The organism is Mesorhizobium sp. M0960 (genome assembly GCF_040319055.1).
Classification (GTDB): domain Bacteria; phylum Pseudomonadota; class Alphaproteobacteria; order Rhizobiales; family Rhizobiaceae; genus Mesorhizobium.
The window spans coordinates 55,731-72,623 of the sequence record NZ_JAMYNN010000001.1 but is presented as its reverse complement, the minus strand read 5'-3'; the positions used below and the strand labels follow the sequence as shown (position 1 = coordinate 72,623).

At 64.1% G+C, this 16,893-nt stretch carries 14 protein-coding genes and 1 pseudogene; 7 read left to right on the top strand and 8 right to left on the bottom strand.

Going from position 1 to position 16,893, the window contains the following annotated elements:
- Positions 1-90: 90 nt before the first annotated feature.
- A pseudogene (locus NKH63_RS00355) lies at positions 91-180 on the bottom strand (HAD family hydrolase); the annotation flags it as partial.
- 88 nt (positions 181-268) lie between these two features.
- On the opposite strand from NKH63_RS00355, the gene NKH63_RS00350 reads away from it, so the two are divergent.
- Together NKH63_RS00350 and NKH63_RS00345 are read left to right on the top strand one after the other, a co-directional pair.
- A complete protein-coding gene (locus NKH63_RS00350; protein ID WP_352481671.1) occupies positions 269-1,660 on the top strand; it encodes an NfeD family protein in 1,392 nt (463 codons plus the stop codon).
- Positions 1,657-2,415, top strand: a complete 759-nt coding sequence (locus NKH63_RS00345; RefSeq protein ID WP_023722913.1) for a slipin family protein — start codon at positions 1,657-1,659, stop codon at positions 2,413-2,415. Before NKH63_RS00350 ends, NKH63_RS00345 begins: the two co-directional genes overlap by 4 nt.
- A gap of 41 nt (positions 2,416-2,456) precedes the next feature.
- Here the strand turns inward: NKH63_RS00345 and NKH63_RS00340 are convergent, their stop codons facing one another.
- Complete coding sequence (locus NKH63_RS00340) at positions 2,457-3,386, bottom strand: LysR family transcriptional regulator (RefSeq protein WP_352481672.1); 930 nt, start codon at positions 3,384-3,386, stop codon at positions 2,457-2,459.
- 106 nt (positions 3,387-3,492) lie between these two features.
- Between NKH63_RS00340 and NKH63_RS00335 the strand changes: the two genes are divergently transcribed.
- Complete coding sequence (locus NKH63_RS00335) at positions 3,493-4,503, top strand: zinc-dependent alcohol dehydrogenase family protein (protein WP_352481673.1); 1,011 nt, start codon at positions 3,493-3,495, stop codon at positions 4,501-4,503.
- A gap of 229 nt (positions 4,504-4,732) precedes the next feature.
- Here the strand turns inward: NKH63_RS00335 and NKH63_RS00330 are convergent, their stop codons facing one another.
- The 3 genes from NKH63_RS00330 to NKH63_RS00320 are packed head-to-tail and all read right to left on the bottom strand — an operon-like array spanning position 4,733 to position 8,516.
- Entirely contained in the window at positions 4,733-7,054 is a 2,322-nt protein-coding gene (locus NKH63_RS00330; protein ID WP_352917594.1) for a xanthine dehydrogenase family protein molybdopterin-binding subunit, read from the bottom strand.
- Entirely contained in the window at positions 7,051-8,034 is a 984-nt protein-coding gene (locus NKH63_RS00325) for an FAD binding domain-containing protein (protein ID WP_031195083.1), read from the bottom strand. Before NKH63_RS00325 ends, NKH63_RS00330 begins: the two co-directional genes overlap by 4 nt.
- Positions 8,031-8,516: a (2Fe-2S)-binding protein gene (locus NKH63_RS00320; protein ID WP_023722351.1), complete on the bottom strand. Its 486-nt coding sequence runs from the start codon at positions 8,514-8,516 to the stop codon at positions 8,031-8,033. The genes NKH63_RS00325 and NKH63_RS00320 overlap by 4 nt, the downstream gene beginning before the upstream one ends.
- A 672-nt stretch (positions 8,517-9,188) precedes the next feature.
- Between NKH63_RS00320 and NKH63_RS00315 the strand changes: the two genes are divergently transcribed.
- Positions 9,189-9,821 carry a TetR/AcrR family transcriptional regulator gene (locus NKH63_RS00315; RefSeq protein WP_023722352.1) on the top strand — a complete coding sequence of 211 codons (633 nt, stop codon included), beginning with the start codon at positions 9,189-9,191 and terminating at the stop codon, positions 9,819-9,821.
- A gap of 18 nt (positions 9,822-9,839) precedes the next feature.
- On the opposite strand, the gene NKH63_RS00310 is transcribed toward NKH63_RS00315, so the two are convergent.
- A complete protein-coding gene (locus NKH63_RS00310; protein ID WP_023677323.1) occupies positions 9,840-10,280 on the bottom strand; it encodes a lipid-binding SYLF domain-containing protein in 441 nt (146 codons plus the stop codon).
- 286 nt (positions 10,281-10,566) lie between these two features.
- On the opposite strand from NKH63_RS00310, the gene NKH63_RS00305 reads away from it, so the two are divergent.
- Positions 10,567-11,502, top strand: a complete 936-nt coding sequence (locus NKH63_RS00305) for a hypothetical protein (RefSeq protein WP_023722353.1) — start codon at positions 10,567-10,569, stop codon at positions 11,500-11,502.
- A gap of 30 nt (positions 11,503-11,532) precedes the next feature.
- On the opposite strand, the gene NKH63_RS00300 is transcribed toward NKH63_RS00305, so the two are convergent.
- Together NKH63_RS00300 and NKH63_RS00295 are read right to left on the bottom strand one after the other, a co-directional pair.
- The gene (locus tag NKH63_RS00300; protein ID WP_502896280.1) at positions 11,533-13,056 is read right to left on the bottom strand and encodes a serine hydrolase; all 1,524 of its coding nucleotides are present in this window, start codon (positions 13,054-13,056) and stop codon (positions 11,533-11,535) included.
- 164 nt (positions 13,057-13,220) lie between these two features.
- On the bottom strand, positions 13,221-14,654 hold the full coding sequence (locus tag NKH63_RS00295; protein WP_352481675.1) for a coiled-coil domain-containing protein: 1,434 nt from the start codon (positions 14,652-14,654) through the stop codon (positions 13,221-13,223).
- Between the two features lie 161 nt (positions 14,655-14,815).
- On the opposite strand from NKH63_RS00295, the gene NKH63_RS00290 reads away from it, so the two are divergent.
- Positions 14,816-15,841 (top strand): DUF930 domain-containing protein, encoded by a 1,026-nt coding sequence (locus tag NKH63_RS00290; protein ID WP_352917593.1) that lies wholly within the window; start codon positions 14,816-14,818, stop codon positions 15,839-15,841.
- Positions 15,842-16,007: 166 nt separating this feature from the next.
- Positions 16,008-16,808: a class I SAM-dependent methyltransferase gene (locus NKH63_RS00285; RefSeq protein WP_352481677.1), complete on the top strand. Its 801-nt coding sequence runs from the start codon at positions 16,008-16,010 to the stop codon at positions 16,806-16,808.
- Positions 16,809-16,893 lie beyond the last annotated feature (85 nt).

Here is a 16,893-nt window from a genome sequence, read left to right as displayed (position 1 = left end):
GAGATGGCTCCAATGCGCAAAACATAGGTGTGATCGAATGACGGCGACAGCCCGCCGGTCGCCTTCATGTGCGGCCGCCGACTTCGTCGGCATGTCGTCGGAATCTTCATAGACGCGAAACGCGCCCGATTGGCGGAGCTCCTCGGTGCCGTAGCCGCCGCTGAGCAGGCCGACATTCAGCAGGACCGTGCGATGCGTCACCCGCCGCGCGCCGCGTCATGGATTTCGGCAAAATCCAGCCCATATTCCTAGATGTGGAGCTTTGAGCGTGAAACTCGCGCGTGCGGTCCTGCTTGCCGCGGCTTTCGTGGCTGTTGCGGCCGTTTGTCCCTCTTCCGCAACCGGAGAGGCGGACGGCCGGGAGAAAATTGTGCTGCGCGTCGAGATAGACGGCGCCATCGGTCCGGCGAGTGCCAGGCAGCTCGAGGAAGCGCTGGCGGTGGCCGCGGACCGAAATGCCCAGGTTCTCATCCTGCAGATGGACACGCCCGGCGGGCTGGTCACCAGCATGCGCGAGATGATCGCCGGCATTCTCGCCTCGCCGGTTCCCGTCATCGGCTATGTCGCGCCGGCCGGCGGGCATGCGGCGAGCGCCGGAACCTATATCCTCTACGCCACCCATCTGGCGGCGATGGCGCCCGGCACCAATCTGGGCGCGGCAACGCCGATCGAGATGGGCGGGCCGCTGCCATCGTTTCCCGGCGACAAGAACGATGGCCCGGAGGCGGACAAGGACAAGAAGAACGCACCCGCGGGCGATGCGATGATCGCCAAGGCGACGAACGATGCCGTTGCCCTGATCCGCAGCCTGGCTGAATTGCGCGGGCGCAATGCCGAATGGGGTGAAAAGGCCGTGCGCGAGGCGGCCAGCCTGTCGGCCGGCGCGGCGCTGCAGGAGCATGTCATCGACTTCGTCGCCCGCGACACCACCGAGTTGCTTCAACTGGCCGACGGCCGGACCGTCGAGATCGCCGGCAAGAAAGAGGCATTGGCGACGAAAGGGCTGCCGGTTGAAACGCTCGAACCAGGCTGGCTCATCCGGCTTCTCGCCGTCATCACGGACCCGAACATCGCCGTCATCCTGATGCTGGTCGGCGTCTATGGCCTCGTCTTCGAATTCACGAGCCCGGGCGCGGTCGCGCCTGGCGTGATCGGCACGATTTGCCTTCTGCTCGGCCTCTATGCGCTCAATCTCCTGCCGATCAGCTATGCCGGCCTTGCCTTGATGCTGCTTGGCATCATCTTTCTCGTCGTCGAAGCCTTGAACCCGACAGTGGTCCTTGGGCTGGGAGGCGTGGCTGCGTTTCTGCTGGGCGCTGCCATGCTGCTCAAGATCGAGGGGCCCGGCTTCGAGATGTCGTGGGCCGTTATCGGCACCGCCGCCGTCCTGACGCTCGGCCTGGCGCTGTTGACCGGCAGCTATCTGTGGGCGGCCCGCAAGAACGTTCCGCGTGTTGGCGCACAGGCCATGCAGGGGCTGCCGGCGGAGATTCTCGACTGGCAGGGCAGCGAGGGCCACGTGCTCGCCCGGGGCGAGCGCTGGCGGGCAAAAGCCGACGAACCGCTTGCGGTGGGCGACAGCGTCGAGGTGGCTGATGTCAGGGGTCTTGTGCTGACGATACGGCGCCGCAATGTGGGAAGCGATGGAGCAAGGCAATGATCATCGGTTATGTGGCCTATCTGGCAGCAGCGCTCGTCGTGGTCATGTTCTTATCCGCGGCCATTCGCGTCCTGAGGGAATATCAACGCGGGGTGGTCTTCACGCTCGGCCGCTTCACCGGGGTCAAGGGCCCCGGCCTTATCATCCTCATCCCCTTCGTGCAGCAGATGGTGAAGGTCGACCTGCGAGTGGTGGTCCAGGACGTGCCGCCGCAGGACGTGATCTCGCGCGACAACGTCTCGGTGAAGGTCAACGCGGTGCTGTATTTTCGTATCGTCGACGCCGAGCGGGCGGTGATCCAGGTCGAAGACTTCATGACCGCCACCAACCAGCTGGCACAGACCACGCTGCGCTCGGTGCTCGGCAAGCATGAGCTCGATGAAATGCTGGCCGAACGTGACAAGCTCAACAGCGATATCCAGGAGATTCTCGACCAGCGCACCGATGCCTGGGGCATCAAGGTCTCCGATGTCGAGATCAAGCATGTCGACCTCAACGAGAACATGGTCCGCGCCATCGCCAAGCAGGCTGAGGCGGAACGGCTGCGGCGTGCGAAAGTGATCAATGCCGACGGCGAACAACAGGCGGCGGCAAAGCTCGTCGAGGCTGGCAAGATGCTGGCCGAAGCACCGCAAGCCATGCAGCTACGCTATTTCGAGGCTCTCCATGACATCGCCGGCGAGCGCTCGTCGACGGTCGTGTTTCCGGTGCCAATGGATCTGCTCGGTCATTTCATCAAGCAGGGCGGGAAGTGAGGGAGGAGCGCATAATCTCCCTCGTGGGGAGATCAGCACCCTCACCTCTGCCACGGCGGGACCGGCGCAAAGCGTTTGCCGATCCAGTCGGCGAAGGCACGTGTCTTGGCGGCTTGCCCCTTGGCCGAAGGCGTGACGACATAGACGGCCCCTTCGTCGGCAAGGGTCCAGTCCTCCAGCACTGGCACCAGCCGGCCGTCGGCGAGCTCGCGTCCGACCAGCCAATCCGTGCTCATCATCAGCCCGACGCCTTGCACGGCGGCTTCGACCAGGACCTCGGCGTCGTCGGTGACCAGCGGGCCGGAGACCTCGATACTGACGCGGCGGCCCGTGGTGTCGGTCATCTCCCAGGCCGGAAAGGTCTGGAAGCCTGAGAAGCCGAGACAGCTGTGTTCCAGCAGCGCTTCCGGCGCAGCCGGCGTGCCCCGGCGGGCGAGGTAGGACGGCGCGGCGCACAGCAGCCGCCGCCGTGTCGCGACCTTGCGCGCCACCAGCCGCGAATCCTCCAGCGCGCCGAGACGAACGGCGACATCGAAATTCTCGGCGACGAGATCGACGAAACGGTTGGAGAACTCGGCCTCGATACGGACGTCGGGAAATTCGGTGAGAAACTGCGGCAGCAGCGGGCCGATCCACATGCGCCCGAACGAGCCGGGCAGCGCCAGCCGTAGCACGCCGCGCGGCCCGCCGCCGGCATGCGCCGACGCTGCGGCCTCGGCCTCGTCGACCGCGGCCAGGATAGCGCGGATGCGGACAAGGAACTCCGAACCCGCCTCGGTCAGCGACACGCTTCGCGTCGTCCGGTGCAGCAGGCGCACGCCCAACCGCTCCTCCAGCGAGGCAAGGCGCCGCGACAGGATCGTTGCGTCGCGGCCGATGCGAGCCGCCGCCTTGGTGAAGGAGCGTGCTTCGGCGATTGCCGCGAAGGCGGCCATTTCGGCCAATGCTGCCGGTTCGTGCGATTGCTGCATCTGGCGCAGAGCTCAAATGTAAAAGCCAAGGATTATATACCAATAGCGCAGCAGCTAGTTTCACTCAATCCCGGCCCGTCAATCGGCCCATCAACCGGAGTGAGACATGAAAGCGATCGAACTAACTGCCCCGAGACTGGACGCGTTTCGCGCGGCCACCGTTCCCACGCCTGAACCGCAGCGCGGCGAAGTGCTGATCCGCCTGCGCGCCGCAAGCCTCAACTTTGTCGACGTCGCGATCGCGAACGGCAACTACCCAGGTCCGAGCTTTCCGCTCATTCCCGTCGTCGACGGCGCCGGTGAGATCGTCGGCATCGGCGAGGGTGTGTCGAGGCTCGCCGTCAACGACCGCGTCATCGCCCATGCAAAACCGCGTTGGATCGGCGGCCGTCCGCGGCCTTATGAGACCAGAGAGATGCGCGGCCTGACGCTGCCCGGCTCGCTCGCCGAGTATGTCGCGCTGCCGGCCAATGCCGTCGTGCCGATGCCGGCTCACTTGTCCTTCGAAGCGGCAGCAACGCTGCCGATCGCTGGCACCACCGCCTGGAACGCGATCCGCGCCGCCGATGCCGGGCCCGGATCAGTCGTCGTCCTGCTCGGCACCGGCGGTGTGTCGATCTTGACCCTGCAGCTGGCAAAGGCAGCCGGCGCCACGGTCATCATCACCTCGTCGTCGGACGAAAAGCTGGCCCGCGCCAAGGCCTTGGGTGCGGATCATCTCATCAACTATCGTGAGACACCGGACTGGGACGCCAAGGTGCTCGAGCTGACCGACGGCCTCGGCGCCGATCTGATCGTCGAGACCGGCGGCTCGGCCACCTTCGCCCGCTCAATCAATGCCGCGGCGCCCGGCGGCACGGTGTTCGCGATCGGCTTCGTCACCGGCGCCGAGGCCACCACGAACCTGCTGCCGATCATCATCAAGGCGCTCAAGGTAGTGGGCAACAACACCGGTTCGGTATCCGACCTGCGCGACGCTGCGCGCGCTATCGGCGCCGCCCGTATCGATCCGGTCATCGACACAATCTACAGCCAGCACCAGGCGACCGAGGCCTACGCCCACATGGCGGCCGGCGGCCGGCATTTCGGCAAGCTTGCGTTCAGTCTGTCGTGGTGAGCCTGAAAAGGCAGGGCGTTCAAGCTGCCGATCTCCCCCCTCGTGGGGGAGATGTCCGGCAGGACAGAGAGGGGCGCTGTCCCTCCAGCCTATCAAGCAGTTCGCGCACCCACGTAAGGTTCTCAGCTCATCAAAGTTGAACTGAACGCTGGCGATCCTTCACGCTCCCCTCTGCCCTGCCGGGCATCTCCCCCACGAGGGGGGAGATTGGCAGTTCCACCGCGTCCGCCTAAATCAGCTTCTCCAGCGTGATCGGCAGATCCCGCACCCGTTTCCCGGTGGCGTGGAATACCGCGTTGGCGATCGCCGGCGCCACGCCGACGATGCCTAGCTCGCCGACCCCCTTGCCGCCAAGCACCGAGGAATGCGGGTCGGGAATACCGACTGAGATTACCTCGATGTCGGGAATGTCGGCATTGGTGGCGATGAGATAGTCGGCGAGGTTGTTGTTGACGATGCGGCCGTGGCGGCGGTCGACGATGCCTTCCTCGAGCAGCGCCTGGCCGATGCCCATGATGATGCCGCCCTTCCACTGGCTTTCGGCGAGCTTGGGGTTATAGAGCCGGCCCGAATCCAGCGCCGATACCACGCGCGACACACGAACCGTGCCAAAGTCCTCGTCGACGCGCACTTCGATGAAATGCGCGCACCAGCTGTGGCGGGAATAGTCGCCCTCGGTGTGCGGCAGCGCCATGGCTATGGTGGTGTAGTTCTTGTAGCGGTCCTCGACCGTCGAATTGGCCGGCATCGTGTCGCCCTTGGCCTCGATATGCTGGCGCCCGACGCTGCTGAGCAGTTCGGCGATGGAAACTTCAGGGCCGTTGCCGCGCGGCGACGAAATGCGGCCATTGGCGACGACGAGCGTGTTGGCCTGCAGCGTATGGAACGGCGAAGCCGGATCACTGATGGCGAGCCCGACCAACTGGTCGAGCGCGGCACTCGCCGCCTTGTGGACGGCGCCGGTCATCACCCCGGCCAGCCGCGAACCGCCGGTGACGCCGGCACGGGCATAGCGGGAATCGCCGAGCTTGACGATGACGTTTTCCGCCGGCACGCCCAGCACCTCGGCGGCGGTCTGCGCCAAGATCGTGTAGGTGCCCTGCCCCATGTCGATCGACGAGCTTTCGACCTCAACCGAGCCGTCGGCGAGAATGCGCACGACCGCCTCGCCATAGGCGCGCCGCACCGGGTAGGTGCCGGCGGCGACGCCCCAGCCGATCAACTGGTTGCCGTCGCGCATCGAACGCGGCTGGGGCGTCCGCTTCGACCAGCCAAAGGCTTCAGCGCCGGCCGCGAACGCCTCGCGCAGCTGCCGTGTCGACCACGGCTTCTTCGCATGCGGATCCTGCTCGGCATAGTTCCTGAGACGGATTTCCAGCGGGTCGATACCGACCTCATAGGCGAGCTCGTCGATCGCGCTTTCGATGCCGAAGGCGCTCGGGTTCTCGCCCGGCGCGCGCAATGCCCCCGGCACCACCGTGTTGACCCGCACGACGTTCTGCCGCGACGAGAAATTCGGCGTCGCGTACATGACCGAGGTGACCGAGCCGAGCGGCTCGACCCACATGCCGTCGACCGAGGTCTCGTTGACGCCGCGATGCACGATCGACTGGATCTGACCCTCTGCGTTGGCGCCGAGCGCCACGGTCTGGCGCGTCGCCGCCCGTCCGCCATAGGCGGTGAAGGTCTGCGGCCTGCTGACCGCCAGCTTCACCGGCCGTCCCAGCATTTTCGCGGCGACTGCCGCCACCGCGCCGTAGCCATAGGCGAACGCCTTGGAGCCGAAGCCGCCGCCAATATAGGGCGAGACCAGTCGCACATTCTCGAACGGCACGCCGAACCATTCGGCATAGGTCCGCGCCATGCCGTCGAGCCACTGGCTCGGCTCCCAGACCGTGAGTTGGTCGTCCTGCCACTTTGCGATCAGGCCATGCGGCTCTATCGGCGCCTGGTATTCGCGCGGCGTGTTGTAGGCGTTGCAGATCCTGACCGGAGCCGAGGCGAACGCGGTCTCCGCCTCACCCCACTCCTTGGTCATCGCATCGACCGCAATGCCGTCGCCGGCTTTCGGATCGCTGAGGTCGACGATCGCCGGCGCCTCGTCATAGGCGATCTTGACCAGCGCCGCGGCTGCGACCGCCTGTTCGAAGCTCTCGGCCACCACCGCCGCGATATGCTGGCCGCTGAAGGTGATGCTGCGCGCCAGCGGGCAATAGGCAACAGCCGGCGGCGGCGTGCCCAGCCAGTCCGTGGCGGTTCTCAGCGGCAGGAAATTGTCGGGCGTCAGCACCAGCAGCACGCCCGGCGCGGCTTCGGCCGCTGCCGTGTCGATCGACTGCACCCGGCCGGCGGCAATGGTACTCTCGACCAGCACCGCATAGGTGAGCCCCTCGAGCTGCTGCTCGACGGCGTATTTGGCGGCACCGGTGATCTTGGCCGGTCCGTCGACGCGCGACAGCCGGCCGCCGACCTGATCCGCGAGGACGGCGCCGTCCGAAGCGTCGCCGCGTTTGGCATCGCCAGGTCTTGTTCTCAACTCGTGAACGGTCATGCCGTTTCTCCCATTTTGAGGATGGCGCGGGCGACGACGCGCGGCGCCAGTTCGATCTTGTAGTGGTTGGCGCCATGGTCGACGGCGCCCTCGACGGCGAGCAGGCTGGCTTGCCTGACGACCTCCGGCTCGAGCACCTTGCCTTTCAGCGCCTCTTCGACGGCGCGGGCGCGCCATGGCTTGGTGGCAACGCCGCCAAGCGCGACGCGCAGATCGCGGATCGTCCTTCCGTCGGCCTCGAACTCGATACCGACCGCGGCACTTGCCGCGGCGAATTCATACGACTGGCGGTCGCGGACCTTGAGATAGGTCGAGCGGCGGGCGGCGGCCGAAGCGGGAATGCCGATCGCGGTGATCATCTCGCCGGGTTCGATCGCATGTTCCCGTTCGGGCGTGCTGCCCGGCGGCAGGAAAAAATCATCGACGGCGACCTGACGGTCGCCGAGATGGAGGATCGCGTCGAAGGCGACGAGCGCAACCGCCAGGTCGCCGGGATAGGTGGCGATGCAGGCTTCGCTGGTGCCGAGCACGGCATGACCACGGGTGACGCCGCCGATCGCCGAGCAGCCGCTGCCGGGCGAGCGCTTGTTGCAAGCGGGGAAATTCGCCGGATCGCGGAAATAGGGGCAGCGCGTACGCTGCATCAAATTGCCGCCGATCGTCGCCATGTTGCGCAACTGCGCCGATGCGGCCTGCCACAATGCTTCCGAGACGGCTGGGAACCGACTCTTGATATCGGCATGGTCGGCGACGCGGCTCATCCTGGCCAGCGCGCCGATCGTGGCGCCCCGGTCATCAACGGCAATCGTGTCCAGTCCCTTGAGATGGGTGATGTCGACCACGGTCTCGGGTTCGGCAACGCCGCATTTCGCGAGATCGACAAGCGTCGTGCCGCCGGCCAAAAGCATGGCGCCGGGAAGTGCTGCTGCCTCACGGGCTGCATCGACGGAGCCGGCGCGGAGATACGAAAAGTCCCTCATGACGCGGCCTCCACGGCCGCCTGGCGCACGGCGGCGATGATATGCGGATAGGCGCCGCAGCGGCAGAGATTGCCGGCCATGTATTCGCGGATCTCCTCGTCGGAACCGGCATGGCCCTCGCGAATGCAGGCGACCGCCGACATGATCTGGCCCGGCGTGCAATAGCCGCACTGGAAGGCATCCTGTTCGAGGAAGGCGGCCTGCACCGCATGCAGCGTGCCATCCTCCCCGGCAAGCCCTTCGATGGTGGTGATGTCCCTGCTCTCAGCCTGAGTGGCAAGCGTCAGGCAGGCCAGCACGCGCTGGCCGTCGATATGCACCGTGCAGGCGCCGCACTGGCCCTGGTCGCAGCCCTTCTTGGTGCCGGTCAGGCCGAGATGGTCGCGCAAGGCGTCGAGCAGGGTAACGCGCGGTTCGACCTCCAGCTCATGTCGATGTCCGTTGATTTGAAGTTGGATTGGAGTTCGGGTTTTGCTTGTCATGGGGCGTCTGGCTCCAGTTGCTTGACGCGGGAGGGGATGATCTGGTGCCCGGCCGGCGAGCGGCAAGGTCAGCTTATGGCTAGGTGAAGGCTATCTTCCCCTTGGGGGAAATGCCCGGCAGGGCAGAGGGGGTCTGCCTGACTTGGCGCGACCTCGGGGAGGCTGCGGCTTGCGAGGTCCAAAGACGTGACATACCCGATCCCGTGATTACATGAGAAAGGCGCTCCACAATCGGAGGCGCCTCCGCTTATTACCTAAGGACCTGCTCGGCCCTGTTCAAGCCCAGGATCGAAAATGATCAAAATTGGAGAAAATTGGCAGGGCAGCCAGCCGTCATGCCTGGAGACAAAAAAGCACCACCGGCCCAAGCCGGTGGTGCTCTCTGAACTGTCTGTAGGGGCAGGACAGTCCAATGATCCTGAGGGGATCGTGCTCAATGTCGGCTCATTTTTGCCTCAGGGCATCGGCCGAACAGATGAGGAGTGCCGGCCGCGCCAGGAAATATCCTCCGTCGTCATCCACCGGGACAGGCAAGATGCGGAACGCCGGCCCAGACTCGATCCTGTGATTGTATTTACTTGCGATTATATTTGTCGGAGGCGTAACGAAGTTGGAGGCGTCTCCGTTGTTGAAACGGGGCCTGCCCTATTCGGATCAACACTGGAGAAAAAATTGGCCGCAGAGCCGCCCGTCATATCTGGAGACAAGGCCGAAGCCGCCGCTGCAAAACCGCTGCGCGCCGACGCGCAGCGCAACCGCGACGCACTGGTCGAGGTCGCGGCGAAAGCCTTTGCCGCGCATGGCGTCGATGCCTCGCTGGAGGAGATTGCGCGTCAGGCCGGCGTCGGCATCGGCACGCTCTACCGGCATTTCCCAACGCGCGAGCATCTGGTCGAGGTGGTTTATCGGCGCGAAGTGGAAGGACTGTGCCAGGCGGCCGACGAACTCGCCCACGATCATGTGCCCGACGTCGCGCTCGAACAATGGATGCAGCGCTTCGTCGACTACATCGCCACCAAGCGCGGGCTGTCGACAAGCCTGCGCATCCTGCTCACAACCAACTCCACCCTGTTCTCCGACGTTTCGGGCAGGGTGACGCTGGCTTTGCGGCGGCTGATCGATGCCGCGGTCGCCAACGGCTCGATCCGCAGCGACGTCGATGCCTCCGACGTGCTGCATGCGCTGGGCGGCATCTATTCGGCCCCGGACACCAAGGACTGGCGCGACCGCTCGCGCCGATTGGTGTCGCTGCTGATGGATGGGCTGCGGTTTGGAGCGGCCAAATCCGGCCCATCCAGGGAATGACGAATGCAATGACTGCCCTTATTTCAGCGAGATGCTCATACCGCTGAGATCGGCGTTGACTTGCAGACCTACCTGCCTGCCTGTGAGTTCGAGTTGGGCACCCTTGTCATTGGTCATGACGATCACCTGGGCTCCTTTGCCAAGCGCGCCGCCACCGCCCGCTGCACCGTACACCCCCGTCACATCCCGGGCGCGGCGTATGTGGCGCACGGTACCTTTGAAATAGGTCTTGGAGGCGCCGAAGGCGAGGCCGCCCGAGATGCCGCCGACCGAGATGGGATATCGGCGACCATGGAAGGTCAGTGTGCCCTCGCCTCCGGAGCCGCCGATGAAAAAGGCCGCCTTGTAGATGGCGAAGCGGATCGTACCGCTGTCGGCATGCGCGACGCTGGCAAAGCTAACTGCCGCGGCGGCGATGACGGCAACCGCGACTGAACGAAATCTGGACGAAATCTTCATGATGAGAAACTCCTCAAGATCGCCGCATGCCCAGCCGACCGGGCACATCGGCGTCGTATCAAAGTCATAGCTGAACAGTCTCGCCCGTCATTGGTTCCAAGCACGCGGCCTGAATTCGGCTGCGAGAAGACCGCTACGAAACGAGGCGGACGGCGAGCATAGACCTGGCTGTAAGAACAGCGGCCGAACGGTGGGAATCCTTCGCCGGCGCTCCTATGAAAACGTAGGTGTTGAAGCCGAACGGTATTAGTCTGCGCTGTCTGGGGCTTCGGGAGCGCGGCAAAGAATGGATTTGAACTCTGGCTACGGCTACCTGCTGATCGGCGGCCTGATCCTGGTCGGTGCCGGGCTCCTGGTCGTTTCGCTGATCGTCAATCTCCGTGTGGCGCACAGTGTGCGTGACGACGTACGCCATCGTGAAAAGCTGCTGGAATACTATCGCAACATCTTTTCGCAGCTGGGTGTGATCCTGATCGGCATTGGCGTGTCCCTGTTCATCTTCTTTTTCCAGCAGAACTATCAGGACCAGCGTAAACGCGAAACGGAGCTCCAGCAGGTTCTCGCCAAACTGGCGGCGCGTATTGCCCGCGGCGGCGCCGTCGTGGAGGCCCTTGGCGAATTCGATGCGCTGCTGGATGATGGCGGCGCCTATGTCAGTCCGGAACTCGGCGGCAACAATGCCGCGGTCAGCGCCCACGGGACGGCGCTCGCCAAGCAGGTTTCGCAGATCCTTCTGGTCGAACGCGACGTCGATGTTCAGGGGTTCGATACCCTGAATTTATCACGCGATTTCGAAGCATCGTTCGTCGTCAACGAGCTCAACCCAACGCTATGGTTCAACATCGTCCGGGACGAGAGCGACATCAAATATGCCACCACTCAGATCGCCCTGGATTACAAGGACCTGCAGGATGCGATCGGCGGCGAGGCGATCGAGGTTGCGATCGCCAATCCCGAAAAGGAGCGGAAGATCAAGCAGGAGGTGCTCGACATTTTTTATGATGCCGACCTCCTGCGCCAGCGCAGCAGGCGGTTTCTCGGCCGCGCATGCTGGCTGTTCAGCAAGGGGCGCGGTTTCGTCAAGCTTGCACCGGCCAATGAGATCGAAGCCGATGCCAGGTCGCACCAAGAATGGATCGACCGGTCGAAACCCTTCCTGACGCAAGCGACGCCGGGCAGCGGCGATTGCTTCAAATTGCTCCAGTTCGGCCCGGCATCCTGAACCGGCAAAGGCTCGCCCGCCCCGCGACGGCTAATCACCCTCGCGCTGCAGCGTGCCGAGATGATTGTCGTTGAGAAACTCGATGGTCACGGCCGACGCCTTGCCGTCGGGGTCGATGACAAAGCTGACGGCCGAGGGCCTGTCCGGCATCTCGGCATCGGGGAAGGTCACGAAGAGGTCGCGGTCGAAATGCTTCAGTGGATAGGACCGCGCACCGGCGGGCCCGACCTTGAGGACAAGAGCCTCTCCTTCGCCCGACACAATAGCATCGCCGATGAAGTCGTTGAAGTAACGGCCGGCATAGGCACTGGCTGGCCCGGCCGGACTTGCCGGAGAGGGCGGCACGGCATAGGTGGCCTTGGCCGCCGCAATCACCGGCCCGAACATGCCTGCATAGATATCATTCCATGCCTTTACCTTATCTTTCCCCAGCGTTCCGTCGAAGACGAGATCGGCGAAGCTGTCGGACAGTCCCTCCGGCACGCCTGTCGGAAAGGCGTTGGCGATGACGACGATGCCAAGCTTCTCCTCGGGGAAGAGCATCACCAGACTGCGTGCGCCGGTGCTGAAGGCGCCCGCATGACCCCAGACCAGCCCGTGCCGGCCGAATTCGACATTCCAGCCGAGGCCGTAGAAGGCCTCGCCTCCGGAGACGGGGTTCTTGCCGCGAACCATCAAGGGAATATGTGTCTGGTCCAGCGCATCGGCGGCAATGAGTCTCTTGCCGGCGTAGGCCCCGTTGCCGAGCACAAGGCGCATCCATTGAGAGAGATCGCGTGCGGTGGAACTGACGCCGCCTGCTGGCGCCTGCGCATCCGGATAGCGCTGGACCTTCGCGGCCCAGGCGCCATCGATCTTGGCGTGGAGTTCGGCGCGGTTGGCGTGCTTGATGAAGTCCGAATGACGCGAACTGGTCGAGGCCATTCCAAGCGGACGATAGAGCTTCTCTTCGGCGACCTCTTCCCAGGGCTTGCCCGTCGGCTTCGCGGCGGCGACGGCACCCTCGGTCAGTCCGAAATTACTGTAGGAATAGCCGGCACGAAAGCTCGACGACGGCGACACGAACCGCAGGCGGCGCAGGATCTCCCCGCGGTCATAGCCAATGTCCTCGAGGTCGTCGCCCGCCGTGCCGGGAAGCCCGCTGCGGTGCGCAAACAGGTCGCGGACCGTGAGTTCGCTGGTCGGATAGGGCTCGGCGAGCCGGAAAGCCGGATCGAGGTCGGCGATCTTCGAATCCCACGAAGCAATCCCGTCGCTGACCAGCGCCGCCACGACGGTGGCTGAGACCGGTTTGGAGAGCGAGGCGATCTGGAAGACCGTATCGGCGTCGACGGCCTCCGGCTTGCCGGTCTCGCGATGCCCGAATCCCTTGAGGAAGATCACCTCGTCGCCATGCACGACGCCGATGGCCAGACCGGGCACGCTACCATCCGCGACGACGCCTTCGGCGAGTAATTCGAGCTTCGCAAGGGCCGCGGCGATCCTGTCGGGTGGGATGGTATCGGCCGACGCCGCTTTCGGCAAAAGCACCATGATAGCGATGAAGGCCAACATCCTCCAACGGAGGTGGTTCCGCTTTATGAATAGCCGCATGCTCAGCCCCCTCCGCTTCACCGGCGTGCACTATTGCAGGCCGACGCAGGGAAGGCCAGCCTCACGCTCGACCCGCCATCCATTGACGGATGTCGGTTTCGCACCAGTCGAAATTCAGACAGCCGCTAGGATGCCGCGCGCAGGCGAAGGCGCCGCCTGCTGGCGCGGGCCTTCTCCGCCACCGCAGCGGTGATCTCGACCACGCCGTCTTCACGCGGTCTGGCGTTGGTGACCTTGTGGAGCCGCTCATAGGGCAACAGTTCCTTGACCCGGGCTTGAAGCGACGCGACTTCGGCACGCAGATCCTCGCATTCCTGCCGCTGGACGTCGAACTGTATCTGTTCGGATGCCTGCTGCAGGGAAAGCTGCGAAAAATTCGCGCTGACCGCGGAAAGGTTCATCTTGTCGCTTTCGCTCTCCTTCATGAGAGCAGACAATTTTTCCTCGGCGATTTGCTTTTCGGCCACCGCGTCGCTCGCTTGAGCCTTGAGCCTGGCGATCTCGCTGACGGCTTCGCTGTTGTGGTTCGAGGCGGCTTCCAGTCGCGATCGGAGATCCTCGATCTCAGAACGCAAGCCGGTCATCTCCGCGACACCGCGTGCAAGTTCGGCTTCCCTGTCCCCGTCCCTGATGCGGGCCGCTTCCGTCATTTCCGACAGCTTGGCCTGCGCCATGTCGAGCGATTTCTGCAGCCGCATTTCCTCTTTCTCGCTCTTGCCAAGCGCGGCCAGCAGTTCCGAAACCTGTGCGGCGTCATTGGCGTGGACAGTCGAGAGTTCGTCCAGCCTGTGCCGGGCCTCGGCCTCCCGTTTCAGCGCCTTGTCGAGGTCGATCGACAGGCTGACATGTTTCTCCCGCAGCATCTCGTTCTCGCGCGAGCGTCTGTTGGCCTCGACCGCTCTGGCCGAGAGCGTTTTGACAAGCTCGCCGAACTCGGCCTCGCGTTTTGCGCTCGCATTGCCTGCCACGACGAGTTCCAGCCTTGCTGCAGCCAGCGCGCCGCGAAGTGCTTCCTTGTCCTCGACCAGGCTCGCCTCGTGCTGCTGCAGCGCCTCGATAGCGCTGTCGCGCTCGCGCTGCTTTCTGGTTGCATCGTGGAGCTGTTCGGATAGTGCTCTTTGTTGCGCGGTCAAGCTGGTATTTGCCAGCTCCAATTCGTTGGCGCGAAGAATGTCGCCGTGGAGGAGTTTCAGGAATTCGCCTGTCAGATGATGCGAGGTCGCGATCTCCGACAGTTTCGCATGGATCTCCCCAAGATACTCCTGCGCGTCGTGAAAGAGCCCATCGACCGCACTTAAGGCAGCGAGCCGGGTTTGCGTGTGGGGCGTCAGCCGTCGCGCGGTCTCGAAGGCATCCGCATTGGCCTCAAGTTGCGAGCTGTCATCCATTGCCGCGAGATTCCCATCCGACACAGTCTCATCCGGGACAGTGACGTCGTTCAACGGCGACTGATCGTCCACGTTGAGACATTCGCTAAACGCATCCGCCAAATCGGTTTCGAGCTCCTTGAACGCCCTCTCCACAGTCTCGGCACGCTTGATCAAACCTTTGAAATTCATGACTGAATATCCCTCTCGTGCAGCGCCGTTAAGGAGCGAACATTCGCCTCCCCCGAATACGGGTTCACCCCCTGACCGTGCGCTCTGGCCGACGCCACGCTAGGGACAGGCTCGGCCACTGTCCTCGTGTATTTGAATGACGCGCCTCGCGGCAGTCGCCGATGGCGCGATTCGTAGCGACGGCGACAGTTCCAACGAACGCGTTGGGCGGCATCTGCTCGGCCGCCGCAAAACCGTCGAAGCTCGACATGAACCGGTTATTTCGACGTCTGGCGGCATCGGTGCTTGATGCCGCCAATATTTCATTCCACACACCGGTCACGATGACGGACGAGATACGGGATCAGCGCCAGGTATTCAGGTGGGCCTTGCCTGCCTCCGCGGTCCTGCATTTGCTCGCCGCGGCGCTTCTGTTGTCCGCGCTGCCGGTGTCGCCCCCGCAGCCGCAGAAGGAGCAGGCCATCGGGGTGGATCTGGTGCCGCCGCCCAAACCATCGGAGAAAGCCAAACCTCCGCCTCCTGCGAAACCGCCCAAGCCCGAAAAGCCGCCGGAAGCAAAGATCGAGACGCCGGCGCATCCGGAAGCCGGCCCTCAGAGGCCTGTCTTCCAATTCGGCGAGAAGGACGCCGGCCCTCGCAAGTCTCTGGACGGCAACAGTGCGGAGGATGGTTCGGAACAACCGACGGCGCCGCAAGATCCCGATAAACAGGATCTTGCGCAGCCGCCGGACGTGACTGCGGTAGACGGCAAAGACCCCGCTCCGCCGCCTGGCGCATCCGCGTCGCCTAAGCCCAAGCGAGCGGCCAAGGTGCAAAAGCCGCTGAAGCTTGAAGAAGCGAAAAGATTGTTCTCGCAAACAGCAACCGGTGATCCGATCGCGACAACCGCCATGAGAAATGTGCCGCGCCCCGATCGGATCGGTCAGCTCTGCTTCTGGGAAGTGCGCGAACAGTTGCGCCATGCTTCGCCCCCCTACTTTCCTGACGTCTTGCGTCCCTTCAGGTTGAAGGCCGGCAATATCATGCAAGTCTCCAGGACCGAGTTCCGCGCCGGCGGGCAGTGGTACGCTCTGAGCTTTCGTTGCGAGGTCGATCCGGATGCGACGAAAGTCGTGTCGTTCGCCTTCCGTGTTGGAGATCCAGTGCCAGCGCCGCGGACTGCCCGCCAAATGGGTGGCCCAGACTGATCGAGGTCGGCTCGCCGGCCGCATCAAATCCACGATGCCGGCGAAGTCTTCGCGCCCCGGCATCCGTAAGGTGGCTTTCGCCAGCGGCCGCCTCACGGTGGGACGAATGCTCGCCCGCCTTGGCAATCGCTGTGTCGAGGTTTAGCTTATGCTAAGGGAGGGTTCGATGACTTCAAGTTTCAATGTTCACCATGCTGCCGGCTATGAGCAGCTCATGGGTCGCTGGAGCCAAAGGCTCGCGCCGCTGTTCATCGACTTCGCGGGCCTTAAGGACGGCGAAAAGATCCTCGACGTCGGTTGTGGCACCGGCAGCCTGACCTTCGCGCTCGTCAAGGCCGCTGAACTCCGTGAGATCGCCGCGATCGATTTTTCGGCCGTTTTCGTCGAGGAGGCAATCCGGCGCAACACCGACCCGCGGATAAAAATCCGCCAGGCGGATGCCTGCGCTCTGCCCTTTGAGGACGGCGCGTTTGACCGCGCCCTGGCGCTGCTCGTGCTCCATTTCGTGCCCGAAACCGGCAAGGCAGTCGCTGAGATGCGACGCGTCGTGCGGCCGGGCGGCGTGGTCGCGGCGACCGTATGGGACCATCTCGGCGGCATGCCCGGAATGCGCATGATGATCGACACGGTGGCAGTGCTCAGTGAAGGCGGACGCCAGCTGCGCGCCCGCTATTGCACCCAGCCGATGGTGCAGCCGGGCGAAATGAAACGGACCTTTGTCGAGCAGGGTCTCCGCGACGTTACGGAGACCGAGCTGATGATCCGCATGGACTACCAAAACTTCGATGATTACTGGGCGCCGATTGCCGCCGGCGAAGGGCCGCTCGGCAAGTATGTGGCCACGCTCGATCCAGAAGAGCGGGCGCGCACCGACGCCGCCATGCGCGACGCCTATGAGGCCGGCCGGCCCGACGGCCCGAGGTCCTTTGCCAATGTCGCCTGGGCCTGCCGCGGTGTCGTTGCCTGACGTTGGCGCTAATGCATGTCGCGCAAAAGTGTGTATCGGTTTGCGATAACGACATGCATAACAAAGAACCTAAAGCGCGTCCCAT